The organism is Mycobacterium sp. H4Y (genome assembly GCF_000364405.1).
In the GTDB taxonomy this organism is placed as follows: domain Bacteria; phylum Actinomycetota; class Actinomycetes; order Mycobacteriales; family Mycobacteriaceae; genus Mycobacterium; species Mycobacterium intracellulare.
Genome location: NZ_AKIG01000001.1, coordinates 1529948 through 1545709 on the forward strand (window position 1 = coordinate 1529948; position 15762 = coordinate 1545709).

4 protein-coding genes are annotated in these 15762 nt (G+C 66.9%); all 4 read left to right on the forward strand.

The features are described from left to right. Positions 1-103 precede the first annotated feature (103 nt). The 4 genes from W7U_RS06835 (at position 104) to pks2 (ending at position 15751) form a co-directional block, all read left to right on the forward strand. Positions 104-337 carry an MbtH family protein gene (locus W7U_RS06835; protein WP_008256233.1) on the forward strand — a complete coding sequence of 78 codons (234 nt, stop codon included), beginning with the start codon at positions 104-106 and terminating at the stop codon, positions 335-337. 17 nt (positions 338-354) lie between these two features. Further along, on the forward strand, positions 355-7512 hold the full coding sequence (locus W7U_RS06840; RefSeq protein ID WP_036428827.1) for a non-ribosomal peptide synthetase: 7158 nt from the start codon (positions 355-357) through the stop codon (positions 7510-7512). Continuing rightward, entirely contained in the window at positions 7512-9020 is a 1509-nt protein-coding gene (locus W7U_RS06845; protein ID WP_085976443.1) for an MFS transporter, read from the forward strand. The genes W7U_RS06840 and W7U_RS06845 overlap by 1 nt, the downstream gene beginning before the upstream one ends. Positions 9021-9400: 380 nt before the next feature. After that, complete coding sequence (gene pks2, locus W7U_RS06850) at positions 9401-15751, forward strand: type I polyketide synthase (protein ID WP_008256246.1); 6351 nt, start codon at positions 9401-9403, stop codon at positions 15749-15751. Positions 15752-15762 lie beyond the last annotated feature (11 nt).

A 15762-nucleotide genomic window follows, 5' to 3' on the forward strand; every position in this document is an offset into this window, starting at 1 on the left:
GTCATGTCGAGACCGATGCTGGGTCAAGCCCCCTGGCGCCCGGTCCAAAACAGCACGTGCAGTGAAGTGCGCGACCCATGCGACAACGACGTTTGGAGGCCCGGTGAGTACCAATCCGTTCGACGACGACACTTGCAGCTTTTTCGTCTTGATCAACGACGAAGAGCAGCACAGCCTATGGCCGGCGTTCGCCGATATTCCGGCCGGCTGGCAGACGGTTTATGGCGAAGCGGATCGCGCCGCGTGCCTGGAGTACATCGAACAGAACTGGCCCGATATCCGGCCGAAGACGCTGCGGAACAGGCTGGCGGCAGCGCGCCAGGCTTCTGACAGGTAGACGGCAAAGGGAATCCGATGACGATCGATGACCGGGCGCTGTCGGTTGGGCGCGAACGACTGACGGAATCTGACGGGGGGCCATTCCCTCTGACGCGCGGGCAACTGGATATATGGCTTGCGCAGGAAACGGATCGCGGAGGCGCGAGGTGGCAACTGGGCTATCTTCTGCGAATCGAGGGCACGCTCGACCCTTGGTTGCTGGAGCACACGATCCGTCAAGTGGTGCGCGAGGCCGAACCATTTAGAGCCGCCTTTTTCCAGGTGGATGGCCAGGTGTTCCAAGCGGCGGTTGATTACCCGGATGTCGAGCTTGCTCGCTATGAGCGGATGGGCTCGCAGGATCCTGTCCAGGAAGCCTATCGGCTGGCATCCTCGATTCAGCGCACGGTGATGCCGCTCAGCGGGCCGCTGTTCAAATTCGCGTTGTTGCAGACGCGGGCAGATGAATTTTATTTGTTCGTCTGCTGCCACCATATAGTGGCGGACGGAATCGGCCTCGCTCTTATTTGTCATCGGATCGGCGATGTCTACAATGCCATGGCGTCGGGCGCGCCGATTCCCCCCGCTTTTTTCGGATCGCTGAGTGATCTGATTGCTTGCGAGGCGGAATACGAAGCGTCCACCGATTATCTCGACGATCAGGCCTATTGGACCAAGAACCTGCCGGCCGAAAGCGAACCGCCTTATGGGTTGGCGCCCGCCGCGGACGGCCATGAACCCTACGAATCTTCTGCACCGGTGGAATTGGACCCTGTTGCTGTCTCTGGGATCCGAGAGTTGTCGCAGGCGTTGGGGGTGCGTCGCTCGTCGGTGATTGCCGCGGCATGCGCGCTCCTGGTGGGAGGGTGCGGCGTCGAGGGCTCGGAGGTGGTTTTCGATTTTCCGGTAAGCAGGCGGGTCCGTCCGGAGACACAGACGGTGCCCGGAATGGTTACCGGGTTCGTCCCATTAGTCTTGAAGGCTTCGCCGGAATCCACGATTGCCAGTTTTTGTGAGCATGTTGACAGGCGACTGCGAGAAGCGTTGGACCATCAGCGGTTCCCGGTGCATCTCATCGAGTACAGGCGACCCCGCGGCTCCGCGCAGAGGTCGAATCGCGTAATCCTCAATTTCATCCCGACTACAAATCTGGCGAATATCGCCGGTGCCAAGATTTCTGGCACCCTGACCCATACGAATCTCGTCGATCAATGTGGGCTGGACTTCTTCAGCGACCACGATCGGCTCTTCCTCGGCCTGCAACCCGGCGCGAAGACGAGTGGGTTCGGCGGCGCTGGGCAGTGGCTTTCTCGTTGTGACATCCGCGATTTGGTCGGTCGGTTGGAGCGGGTGTTGGTGGGGATGGCGGCCGATGCGGGTCGGCGGTTGTCGTCGGTGGATGTGCTGGGTGAGGGTGAGCGCGCCCGCCTGGAAGAGCTTGGTAATAAAGCGGTTTTAACGAGCCCGCACGGTGTTGCGGTGTCGGTGCCGGAATTGTTCGCCACCCAGGTGGCCCGGATTCCGGATGCCGTGGCGGTGGTCGGTGATGGCTTGTCGCTGACGTATCGCGAGCTGGATGAGTCCTCGAATCGGCTGGCGCACCTGCTTGTTGGGCGGGGTGCGGGGCCGGGGCGGACTGTGGCGGTGGTGTTGTCGCGGTCGGCCGAGGCGGTAGTGGCGATCGTGGCGGTGCTCAAGACGGGGGCGGCGTACCTGCCGATCGACCCGGGTCTGCCCGCGGAGCGGATCGGCTTCGTGCTCGCCGATGCCGCGCCGATCGCGGCGATCACCACCGCGGCGCTGACCGAGCGGCTCGACGGCCATGACGTGGCGGTCATCGACGTCAACGATCCCGCCATCGACGCGCAACCGGACACGGATTTGTCGGGGCCGGCCCCGGACGACATCGCGTATGTGATTTACACCTCGGGCACCACCGGGGTGCCCAAAGGGGTGGCGATCACGCACCGCAACGTGACTCAACTGTTGGGGTCGTTGCAGGCCGGGCTGCCGGCCGCGGGGGTGTGGGCGCTAGGTCATTCGTTGGCGTTCGACGTGTCGGTGTGGGAGATCTTCGGGGCCCTGCTGCGCGGTGGCCGGCTGGTGGTGGTGCCCGAGGCGGTGAGCGCCTCACCGCAGGATCTGCATCGGGTGCTGGTCGCCGAAGGCGTCAGCGTGTTGACCCAGACCCCGTCGGCGGTGGCCGCGTTGCCCACCGAGGGTTTGGAGTCGCTGGCTTTGGCGGTGGTCGGTGAGGCGTGTCCGGCCGAGGTGGTGGATCGGTGGGCACCCGATCGGGTGATGGTCAACGCCTATGGCCCGACCGAGACCACGATGTGCGTGGCGATCAGCGCGCCCTTAAAGGCCGGCTCGAGTGTGGTGCCCATCGGTGCGCCGGTGGCGGGGGCGGCGTTGTTCGTGCTGGATGGGTGGTTGCGCCCGGTGCCGGCCGGTGTGGTCGGCGAGCTGTATGTGGCCGGTCGCGGCGTGGGATGCGGCTATGTGGGCCGACCAGGGTTGACCGGGTCGCGGTTTGTGGCCTGCCCATTCGGGGCGCGGGGCCAACGGATGTATCGCACCGGGGATCTGGTGCGTTGGCGCGCCGATGGGCAGCTGGATTACCTGGGGCGCGCCGATGAGCAGGTCAAGATCCGCGGCTATCGCATCGAGCTCGGGGAGATCCAGACCGCCCTGACCGCGCTGAGTGGGGTGGATCAGGCGGTGGTCATCGCCCGCGAGGACCGCCCCGGCGACAAACGCCTGGTCGCCTACGTCACCGAATCCAGCACCGGCACCGTCGATCCCGGCGAGCTGCGTACCGCGCTGGCCAAGCGGCTACCGGAATATATGGTGCCGGCCGCGGTGGTCGTGCTCGACGCGCTGCCGTTGACGGTCAACGGCAAACTCGATACCCGCGCCCTGCCCGCACCCGAATACCAGAGCGCCGGTTATCGCGCGCCGGCCAACCCGGTCGAAGAGATCCTGGCCGGCGCGTTCGCCGAGGTCCTCGGGATTGAGCGCGTCGGGGTCGACCAGTCGTTCTTCGATCTGGGTGGGGATTCGCTGCTGGCGACGCGCCTGGTCGCCGTAATCAACACCAGCCTCGATGCCGAGCTCTCGGTACCCGCCCTGTTTGACGCGCCCACGGTTGGCCAGTTGGCGCTCCGCGTCGCCGGGGATGGCGGTCGACGCGAGCCCGTGGTGGCGGTTGAGCGGCCCGCGGTGGTGCCGTTGTCGTTTGCCCAGCAACGCTTGTGGTTCATCGACCAACTGCAAGGGCCTTCACCGATCTACAACATACCGGCGGCGTTGCGGCTCAGCGGACCGCTGGATGCCGAGGCGTTAGGGGCGGCGCTGTCCGACGTCGTGGCCCGCCATGAGAGCCTCCGCACGCTCTTTGCGGCGCCCAACGGAACACCGCAGCAGGTGGTTATCCCAAGGGAAGAAGTCGATTTCGGCTGGCAGATCATTGATGCCACCGGCTGGTCGGAAAGCCGGCTGAGTGAGGCCGTCAAAGCCACAGCGTGCCACAAGTTCGATTTGGCCACCGAGATTCCTTTGCGGGCACGGCTTTTCCGCATCGCGGACGACGAACACGTGCTGGTGGCCGTGGTGCACCACATCGCTTCCGACGGCTGGTCGATCACCGCGCTGGTGCATGATCTGGGACTGGCTTATGCCAGTCGGTGTGCGGGGCATGCCCCGGGTTGGGCGCCGTTGCCGGTGCAGTACGCCGATTACACGCTGTGGCAGCGTGCGCAGCTCGGTGAGGTCACCGACAGCGACAGTCCGATCGCCGCGCAGCTGGCGTACTGGGAGCAGGAGCTGGCCGGGCTGCCCGAGCGCCTGGCATTGCCCACCGACCGGCCCTATCCGCCGGTGGCCGACTACCGCGGCGCCAGCGTGGTCGTGGACTGGCCGGTTGAGCTGCAGCTGCGGATTGCTCAGGTCGCCCGCGAGCACAACGCGACCAGGTTCATGGTGATCCAGGCCGCCCTGGCCGCACTGCTGGCCAAGCTGACCGCCAGCAGCGACGTGGCGGTCGGATTCGCGATCGCCGGGCGGCGCGACCCGGCGCTCGACGAGCTGGTGGGGTTTTTCATCAACACCCTCGTGCTGCGGGTCGATGCGGCAGGGGATCCCACCGTGGCCGAGTTGCTCGCTCAGGTGCGGGCGCGCAGCGTGGCCGCCTACGAGCACCAGGACGTGCCCTTCGAGGTGCTCGTGGAGCGCCTCAACCCGACACGAAGCCTGGCGCACCACCCGCTGATACAGGTGGTGTTGGCCTGGCAGAACTTCCCCGGCCACACCAGCGATCCCGCCGCCGGGCTGGACTTGGGTGACCTACAGGTCACGCGTTTGCCGGTGGACACCCAGTCGGCGCGCATGGATCTGACATTCACGCTGGCCGAACGGTTCACCGAGGCCGGTGAGCCCGCCGGGATCGCCGGGGATGTGGAATTCCGCACCGACGTGTTCGACGCGGCCAGCATCGAGGTATTGATCGAGCGGTTGGAGCGGGTGCTGGCGGCGATGACCGCCGATCCCAGCCGGCGATTGTCGTCAGTGGATGTCCTGGATGCCGCTGAGCGCGCACACCTGGACAAGGTCGGTAACCGGGCGGTGTTGGCCCGGCCGGTGCCAACCGCGGCGTCGATTCCGGCGGTGTTCGCCGCGCAGCTCACCCGCGCCCCGGAGGCCGTGGCGATCAGCTCCGACGGCCGGTCGATGACCTACCGGGAGCTCGACGAGGCGTCGAACCTGCTGGCGCACCTGCTGACCGCCCAAGGCGCGGGTCCGGGACAGTGCGTGGCGCTGCTGTTCAACCGTTGCGCCGAGGCAGTCGTAGCGATGTTGGCGGTGCTCAAGACCGGAGCGGCGTATCTGCCGATCGACCCCGCGCATCCGGCGGAGCGGATCGCGTTCGTCGTGGCCGATGCCGCGCCGATCGCCGCGATCACCACCGCGGCGCTGGCCGGGCGGCTGGATGGGCGCGACCTAACGGTCATCGATGTGGCCGATCCCCGCATTGACGGCTTCCCCGACACGGGATTGCCGGCGCCGGATCCCGATGACATCGCTTACGTGATCTACACGTCGGGCACCACCGGGGTTCCCAAAGGCGTTGCCATTCCCCACCACAACGTGACCCGCCTGCTGACGGCACTGAGCGCCGACCTGGAGCTGTCGCCGGAGCAGGTGTGGACGCAGTGCCATTCGCTGGCCTTCGACTACTCGGTGTGGGAGATCTTCGGTGCGCTGTTGCACGGCGGGCGGCTGGTGGTGGTACCAGAGTCCGTGACGCGCTCACCCGAAGACCTGCACGCGTTGCTCATCGCCGAACAGGTCAGCGTATTGAGCCAGACGCCGTCGGCGTTTTATGCGCTGCAAACCGCCGATGCGCGGGCACCCGAGCGGGGATCTCAGCTGAAGCTCGAGACGGTGGTGTTCGGCGGCGAGACGCTAGAACCCCAGCGCCTGGGAACCTGGTTGGACCGCCACCGCCGGTCACCGCGGCTGGTCAACATGTACGGCATCACCGAGACGACCGTGCATGCCTCGTTCCGCGAGATCAGCGTCGCCGACGTCGACCGCAGTGCCAGCCCCATCGGTGTGCCGTTGGTGCACCTTGGCTTTTTTGTGCTGGACGCGTCGTTGCGTCCGGTGCCGGTCGGGGTGGTTGGGGAGTTGTATGTGGCCGGCGGCGGGCTGGCGTACGGATACCTGGGCCGGGCCGCTTTGACCGGTTCGCGGTTTGTGGCGTGCCCGTTCGGCGCGCCGGGACAACGGATGTATCGCACCGGGGATCTGGTGAGTTGGGGGCGCGACGGGCAGCTGGATTATCTGGGTCGGGCCGATGAGCAGGTCAAGATCCGTGGGTATCGCATTGAACTCGGTGAGATCCGGGCGGCGCTGGCCGCGCTGGATGGGGTGGAGCAGGCGGCGGTGATCGCCCGCGAGGACCGCCCCGGTGACAGGCGCCTCGTCGGCTATGTCACTGGCGCCGTTGACCCGGCCGATGTTCGGGCCCGGCTGGGTCAGCGGCTGCCGGCCTACATGGTCCCGGCGGCGGTGGTGGTGATCGACGCGCTGCCGTTGACGGTCAACGGCAAACTGGACACGCGGGCGCTTCCGGCGCCCGAGTACTGCGAGGGTGATCGCTACCGCGCGCCGGCCACGCCCACCGAGGAGATCGTGGCCGGCATCTACGCCCAGGTGCTCGGGCTCGAGCGCGTCGGGGTCGACGACTCCTTCTTCGATCTGGGCGGGGATTCCCTGTCGGCGATGCGGGTCATCGCCGCCATCAACAAATCCCTGGACGCCGGCCTCGCGGTGCGCACGTTGTTCCACGCGCCGTCCGTCAGGGGCTTGAGCCGGGAATTGGGCCAAGATGCCGGCGAGGTGGAAGTCGTGCCCGTCGAGTTCCTCAAGGAGGGCACCGGTATTCCGCTGTTCTGCATCCATCCCGCGAGCGGGCTGAGCTGGCCGTATCACGCCCTCGGAAATTACCTGGACTGCCCGATCATCGGAATTCAGCAAGCCCCGCAAAACGGCGAGGCCGAACCCGCGTCAATCCGCGACATGGCGAAAAACTATGCCGACCGGATTCAGGGGGTCGATCCGACCGGACCCTACAACCTTCTCGGCTGGTCTTTCGGAGGCGTCGTCGCCCATGAAATCGCCATCGAGCTTCAGCGACGCGGATGCTCGATCGCACGCCTTATCCTTCTCGACGCCCTCCTGACCGTCCCGAACAGCGACGTCCTCAACAGCGATGTGTTGGTCGAGAAGGCGCTGGAAGAAGTTTTGCGGTTCTGCCGCATCGACATTCCCGATGAGCCGCTCACCTACGAGCTGGCAGAAGAACTACTCCGCGAACGAGGAATCGTCGAATTGGCTCGATACAAGCCGCTCCTCGATTCGATCGTCCGCAACGACGACACGAATCTGGCGTTGGCCCGAGACCATCAACCAGGGGTTTTCAACGGTGACGTGGACGTTTTCGCTGCCGTGGGGGATGACGACGACCAGAATTCGTCTCCGCTGCAGAGTTGGCGACCTCACATTACTGGCGAAATCCATTGCTACGCGGTCGATTCCAGGCATCAAGAAATGCTGAATACAGAATCGCTCATCCAGTATGGCCAACAACTCAAAGTTCTATTAGAACTCGAAGGTGCGCGCACAGAATGATGGCCGTCAAACCGAGCGCGCCGCGCCCCGCGAAGAGGCGCCTTCCGCCTTTGCTGCGGTCTCGCCCGTTCGTCGCCGTCGTTGTCGCGATCGGCGGCATGCAACTGATGGTGGCGATGGACGGCCCCGTCGCGATCTTCGCGCTGCCCAGGATCCAGAACGAGCTGGGCTTGTCGGATGCCGGGCGGAGCTGGGTGATTACCGCCTACATGCTGACCTTCGGTGGCCTGATGCTGCTGGGTGGCCGCCTGGGTGACACCATCGGCCGCAAGCGCGCTTTCATCGTCGGGGTCGCGCTGTTCACTTTCGCCTCGACCTTGTGCGGCATCGCCTGGGACGGGGGGACCCTGATAACGGCGCGGCTGCTGCACGGCGCGGCTTCCGCGATCATGGCGCCGACCAATTTGGCGCTGATAGCGACCACGTTCCCGAGGGGATCGGCACGCAACGTCGCAACAGGGGTGTTCGGCGCGATGTCCGGTCTCGGCGGGGTGCTGGGCCTGGTGGTGGGCGGCGCGCTGACCGACGTGTCGTGGCGGCTGGCGTTTTTGGTGAACGTGCCGATCGGGCTGGCGGTGATCTGCCTGGCCGTCATCATGCTGCAGGAAACCCAGAAGGAGCGGATGAAGCTCGACGCCACCGGGGCCGCGCTGGCCACGTTGAGCTGTACCGCCGCGGTGTTCGGCCTGTCGATGGGCCCGGAGCACGGGTGGCAGTCGGCCATCACGATCGGTTCGGGCCTGGTGGCCCTGGCCGCCCTCGTGGCGTTCGTCGTGGCGGAGCGCACCGCCGAGAACCCCATCGTGCCGTTCGGCCTGTTCTTCGACCGCAACCGGCTGGCCGCGTTCGCGGCCATGTTCCTCGGCGGTGGCGTGCTGTTCAGCCTGACCGTGCTGGTCGGCATGTATGTGCAGACCGTCATGGGCTACAGCCCGCTGCGCGCTGGTGTCGCCTTCATCCCGTTCGGCATCGGGGTGGCCATCGGGGTCGGCGCGGCGTCGAAGCTGGTGATGTGGTTCCCGCCGCGGGTGGTGGTGCTCGCCAGCAGCGGCCTGATTCTGATCGCAACGCTGTACGGCGCGACACTCAACGCCGGGATCCCGTACTTCCCGAACCTGCTTGTGCCGCTCAGCATCGGCGCCCTTGGTATCGGCGCGATCTTCGTCCCGCTCACGCTGTCGGTGATCGCCAGCGTCGGCTCCGACCGGATCGGGCCCACCTCGGCGATTGCCGTGATGCTGCAGACCTTGGGCGGACCGCTGGTGCTGGTCATCATCCAGGCCGCCATCACATCGCACACCCTGCGGCTGGGCGGCACCCTGGGTCCGGTGAAGTCCATGAACGCCGCGCAACTGCATGCGCTGGACCGCGGCTACACCTACGGCCTGTTGTGGCTGGCCGGGGTCGTCGTGCTGCTCGGCGCGGTGGCGCTGCTGATCGGGTACACGGCAGCGCAGGTGGCCCGCGCGCAGGAAGTCAGGAAAGCCGTCGACGCGGGGGAGATCTAGCTCGTCGCGGCCACGGCCGAAGTGTGCGGCGTCGACGAAAAATGCTGTTGCAGAGCGTGATCCGAGCAGCGATCCGGTTTCTGGTGGAGTACTGCCCGCCGCCGGCGCAGCCACCACTCTGTTGGCTCGCGTCGACCACTCTATGTGCGGGTCCTGACTACGCTACCGACTTAATAAGCCTGACAACGGGATTGCAAAACCACAACGCTCTGAATCATGCACCTTGTCGAGCCGTTCCGGGCGATGCCCCAGAGCGCTTGCAACAGCTGTGCACCGATGTGTTCGGCCCTTGCCCACGCGAGATTTGGAGGACCGGTGAGTACCAATCCGTTCGACGACGACCCTGGCAGCCAACTCAGTCGTTGCTGTGAGGGCGCGAAATGACTACCTACCCGATCGACGACGTCATGCAGCGCTCGCCGTCGACCGACTCGCCCCCGATCGGCGCCACACCTGTCACTCCCATTGCTGTGATCGGCATGGCGTGCCGGCTACCGGGAGGCATCGACTCCCCGGAGCAGTTGTGGGAGGCGTTGCTGCGCGGCGACGACCTGGTTACCGAGATCCCGCCCGACCGCTGGGACGCCGACGAATACTACGATCCCGAGCCGGGTGTGCCGGGCCGGTCGGTCTCGCGGTGGGGCGCATTCATCGACGACGTCGCCGGCTTCGATCCCGAGTTCTTCGGGATCAACGAGCGGGAAGCGACCGCGATGGATCCGCAACACCGGATACTTCTGGAAACCTCGTGGGAGGCCATGGAACACGCCGGTCTTACGCGGGAGCGAATCGCCGACTCGCGCACCGGCGTGTTCATGGGATTGACGCATGGTGACTACCAACTGCTGGCCGCCGACGCGCACTCCGTCGAGGGGGCATACGGCTTTTCCGGCAGCAACTTCAGCCTGGCCTCCGGGCGCATCGCCTACGCCCTGGGGGTTCACGGTCCCGCACTGACCGTGGACACCGCCTGTTCTTCCGGCCTGACCGCGATCCACCTGGCTTGCCGCAGCCTGCACGAGCGCGAAAGCGACCTCGCCCTTGCCGGCGGCGCCACGCTGGCGTTGGACCCGCGGAAATTCGCCGCGGGGTCGGCCGAGGGCATGCTGTCGCCGACCGGGCGCTGCCACGCCTTCGACGTCGCGGCCGACGGGTTCGTGGGCGGCGAGGGCAGCGTCATGCTGTTACTCAAGCGGCTGTCCGACGCGCTGCGCGATGGCGACCGGATTCTGGCCGTCGTGCGGGGGACCGCCGCCAATCAGGACGGTCACACCGTGAATATCGCCACTCCGTCGAAGACCGCGCAGACCGCGGTGTATCAGGCGGCGTTGGCCGCCGCGGGTGTCGACGCCCGAACGGTTGCCATGGTCGAGGCCCACGGGCCCGGCACCCCGGTGGGTGACCCGATCGAATATGCCAGCCTGGCCGACGTTTACGGCGTCGAGGGGCCCTGCGCGCTGGCGTCGGTGAAGACCAACTTCGGCCATGCGCAGGCGGCCTCCGGAGCGCTCGGGATGATGAAGGCGATCCTCGCGCTGCAGCACGGTGTGGTTCCCCGGAATTTGCATTTCACCCGGCTACCCGATGACCTGGCCAAGATCGATACGAAACTCTTTGTGCCCCTTGAGACTACGCCGTGGACTACCAACGGGGACCACTCACGACGGGCGGCGGTCTCGTCGTACGGCCTGTCGGGAACCAACGTGCACGCCATCGTGGAACAAGCACCCGAACAAGCCTTGAAAACCGTTGTATCCCAGGCCGAATCGTCGACCACGGAACCGCTGATATTTCCGCTGTCGTCCACCTCGGCCGATGAACTGCGCCGCACGGCCGGCCGGCTGGCCGGCTGGGTGCGAGCACATGACGATCTGGCGTTGCCCGACCTGGCCTACACCCTGGCGCGCCGGCGCGTCCACCGCCCGGTACGTACCGCGGTCATCGCGGATAGCCGGGCCGGGCTCGTCGTGGCGCTGCGCGAGGTCGCCGACGGCGATGCTCCGTATCAGCCCGCGGTCGGACAGGACGACCGCGGGCCGGTTTGGGTGTTCTCCGGGCAGGGTTCGCAATGGGCGGCGATGGGGGCAGACCTGCTGGCGACCGAACCGGTGTTTGCCGCCACCGTCGCGGAAGTCGAACCGCTGATCGCGCGGGAGTCCGGATTCTCGGTGATCGCAGCCATGTCGGCGCCGCAGACCGTGGCCGGCCAAGACCGTGTCCAGCCGACCCTGTTCGCCATGCAGGTCGCGCTGGCGGCCACGATGAAGGCATATGGAGTGCGCCCGGGCGCGGTGATCGGGCACTCCCTCGGCGAGGCCGCGGCAGCTGTCGTCGCGGGTGCGATGTCGCTGGAAGACGGGGCGCGGGTGATCTGCCGCCGCTCGCGGCTGATGTCCCGCATCGCCGGTGCGGGCGCCACAGCATCGGTGGAATTGCCTGCCCAGCAAGTGCTTTCGGAGCTGACGGCGCGTGGCGTCAACGACGTCGTGGTGGCGGTGGTGGCCTCGCCGCAGTCCACCGTGATTGCCGGTGCCGCCCAAACGGTTCGCGACCTGGTCGCGGCCTGGGAGCAGCGCGATGTGATGGCCCGCGAGGTCCCCACGGACGTCGCCTTTCATTCGCCTCAAGTCGATCCGATCATGGACGAGCTGACCGCGATGCTCGCAGAGATCAGGCCGATGACACCGGAGGTTCCGTACTACTCGGCGACCCTGTTCGACCCGCGCGAGCAGCCCGTGTGCGACGCCCGCTATTGGGCGAACAACATGCGCCGTATGGTGCGGTTCGCCACGGCCGTGCAGGCCGCTTTGGAGGACGGCTTCCGGGTCTTTGCCGAGCTGGCGCCGCACCCGCTGCTTACCCGCGCTCTCGAGCAGACCGCGCGCGGTCGGGAGATGCCGATGGCCGCTCTGGCCGGGATGCGCCGTCAACAATCGCTTCCCCACGGGCTGCGTGGTTTTGTGGCGGATCTACACAGCGCGGGCGCGGCGGTCGATTTCTCCGTGCTCTACCCGAGTGGGGGGCTGGTGGACGCGCCGCTGCCGACCTGGACGCACCGCCGGCTGTGGTTGAGCGGCGGCGGCCAGGAATCCCCAACACACGGCGGCTGCACCGTTTCCGTGCATCCACTGCTGGGTTCGCACGTGCACCTGCAGGAGGAGCCCGAGCGCCACGTGTGGCAGGCCGAGGTCGGCACCGCCGCGCAGCCGTGGCTCGCCGACCACCAGATCCGCAATGTGGTTGTGCTCCCGGGAGCCGCGTACTGCGAGATGGCGTTGGCCGCCGCGCGCACCGTGCTGGGCGAGACGGCCGAGGTTCGCGACATCCGGTTCGAGCAGGCGCTCCTGCTGGATGAGCAGACCACGATCGGCGCCTTGGCGTCGTTGTCCTCACCGGGCGTCGTCGAGTTCACCGTCGAGTCGAATCGGGGCGGCGAACAGGCGCGGCATGCCGCCGCAATCCTCCGTGCCGCAGAGGATGACCGGCCCCCCGCGTACGACATGTGCGCGCTCCTCGCCGCGCATACGGGTAGCGATGATGGCGACGAGGTGCGCGCGCGCATGGACCGACGTGGCGTTCAGTACGGTCCCGCATTCGCCGGTTTGGGTGTCGTCCACACCGGCAAGGAGGCGCCCGGCACCGTCCTGGCCGAGGTGGCGCTGCCCCGCCAAATCCGCTCGCAACAGGCTCTTTACGGCGTACACCCCGCATTGCTGGATGCCTGTTTCCAGTCCGTTGAAGCTCATCCGGACGTCCGGGCCCTGGGCGACGGCGCGCTGGGGTTGGTATTGGGTATTCGTCGACTCCGCGCCTACGGCGCCGCCCGCAATGCCCACTACTGCTACACACGGGTGACCAAGGCCGACACTTCCGGGGTCGAGGCCGACATCGACGTGCTCGACGAGCACGGGGCAGTCCTGCTCACCGTGCAGGGCCTGCGGGTGGGCACCAGCGCATCCGAGAGCGGCAACAAAGATCGGGTGCTGGCCGAGCGGCTGCTGACCGTCGAATGGCGGCAACGCGAATTGCCGGAGCCGGACCGCACCGACGCCGGAAGCTGGCTATTGCTTTGCACTTCCGCCACCGCGGACGTGGCCGCCAGCTCGCTCGCCGACGCGTTGAAAATCCACGGGATGCAGTGCACGACCATGTCCTGGCCGCGGCACGCCGACCACAGCTCCACCGTGGGTCAGCTCGGAAATCATCTGCGTACCGGTGGATTCGCCGCAGTGGTGATCCTCACCGGGCCGGACAACGGTGAATCCGAAGAGCAGTGTGCGCTTTTGGGCCGGGACTACGTGCAACATCTGGCGCGCATTGCCCGCGAGCTGGTGGACGTTCCCGGCGAACCGCCGCGCTTGTACGTCGTCACCCGCAACGCCCAAACGGTGGTGTCCAACGACGTGCCCGACCTCGCGCAGGCCGGGCTGCGGGGCCTGGTCCGGGTAATCGGCATGGAACACCCGCATCTGGGCGCCAGTCTGACCGATGTGGACGAAACTACCGACGCCGAGCAGCTGGCACGGCAACTGCTCGCCGATTCGGACGAGGACGAGACCGCTTGGCGAAACGGCGCGTGGTACACCGCGCGGTTGTGCCCCACTCCGCTGCTTGCCGAGGAGCGGAAAACCGCCGTCGCCAACCACGAGTCCGACGGGATGCGGCTGCAGATCCGTACGCCCGGCGACCTGGAGTCACTCGAACTCGTTGCCTGCGACCGCGTTCCACCGGGACCCGGAGAGATCGAGGTCGCCGTCAGCGCGTCCAGCATCAACTTCGCCGACGTCCTCGTCGCGTTCGGCCGTTACCCCGCCTTCGAGGGCCGGCTGCCTGCGCTGGGCACCGACTTCGCCGGCGTGGTGACCGCGGTCGGACCGGGCGCGACCGGCCACCGGGTGGGGGATCATGTCGGCGGCCTGAGCGCCAACGGTTGTTGGGCTACGTTCCTCACCTGCGACGCGCGCCTGGCCGTCACGCTGCCGCCCGGCCTTGCCGACGACCAGGCGGCGGCGGTCACCACCGCACATGCCACCGCTTATTACGGCCTGCATGAGCTGGCCCGAATCAAAGCCGGCGAGCGGGTGCTGATCCACTCCGCGACCGGTGGGGTTGGACAGGCGGCAATCGCCATTGCCCGGGCCGCAAAGGCCGAGATCTTCGCCACCGCGGGCAGCGAGCAACGTCGACAATTATTGCGCGACATGGGTATTGAGCATGTCTACGACTCGCGAAGCGTGGAGTTCGCCGACCTGATACGTCGCGACACCGACGGCTATGGCGTGGACATCGTGCTCAACTCGGTCGTCGGCGCCGCCCAGCGCGCGGGCGTCGAATTGCTGGCGTTCGGTGGCCGATTCGTCGAAATCGGCAAACGCGACATCTACGGTGACACCCGGTTGGGACTCTTCCCGTTCCGGCGAAACCTGACGTTCTACGCCCTCGACCTGGGGTTGATGTCATTCAGCCACCCGGACAGGCTGCGAGACCTGCTGAACACGGTGTACCGGCTCACCGCGGACGGCTCGTTGCCGATGCCGCAGAGCACGCACTACCCACTTGCCGACGCCGCCACCGCGATTCGGGTGATGAGCGGCGCGCAGCACACCGGCAAACTCGTGCTCGATGTCCCGCGCACGGGCCGCAGCCGCGTGATGGTGCCGCCCGCGCAGGTCGGGGTCTTCCGCAGCGACGGGGCTTACATCGTCGCCGGTGGGCTGGGAGGCTTGGGGCTGTTCCTGGCCGAGAAGATGGCTACTCCCGGTTCGGGAGCCGGTTGCGGGCGTATCGTGCTGTCCTCGCGCTCGCAACCAACTCCCGAGGCGCTGGAGATGATCGAGCGCATCCGCGCGATCGGTGCCGACGTCGTGGTCGACTGCGGCGACATCACCGAGGCCGAGACGGCCCGGCGATTGGTGGCCACGGCAACCGCCACCGGGCTTCCGGTGCGCGGTGTGCTGCACCTGGCGGCGGTGATCGAGGACGCCACGCTGACCAATATCACCGACGAGCTCATCGAGCGTGACTGGGCACCAAAGGTTTACGGTGCATGGAATTTGCACACCGCGACCGCTTCGCAGCCATTGGACTGGTTCTGCTCGTTCTCCTCGGCCGCCGCGCTGGTCGGCTCGCCCGGTCAGGGCGCCTACGCCGCCGCCAACAGCTGGCTGGACGCCTTCACCCGTTGGCGCCGGGCTCGAGGTCTGCCGGCCACCGCGATCGCGTGGGGCGCCTGGGCGCAGATAGGACGCGCCACCGCCTTGGCCGACCGCGCCGACGCTGCTATAGCTCCCGACGAAGGCGCTTATGCATTGGAAGCGCTGCTGCGCCATGACCGCGCCTGCACCGGCTACGCCCCGATAACGGCCACACCGTGGTTGGCCGCTTTCGCCCAACGCAGCCCCTTCGCCGAAGCGTTCCGCTCCAACGGGCAAAGCGCCACGGGCACAAGCAGACTGCGCGCCGAGCTCGAAGAGCTGACCCTGGACGAGTGGCCCACCCGGCTGCGGCGATTGATCTCCGACCAGGTCAGCCTGATCCTGCGCCGCAACATTGACCCCGACCGTCCGCTGTCCGAGTACGGACTCGACTCGCTGGGCGGTCTCGAACTACTTACCCGCATCCAGACCGAAACGGGCATACGCGTGACGCCCGCCGACATCGCCAGCATTGGCACCATTCGCGGTCTGGCGGAACTGCTGTGCTCAAAGCTGGCGCCCGCGGACGCGGCGTGAGGCGGAAAGGA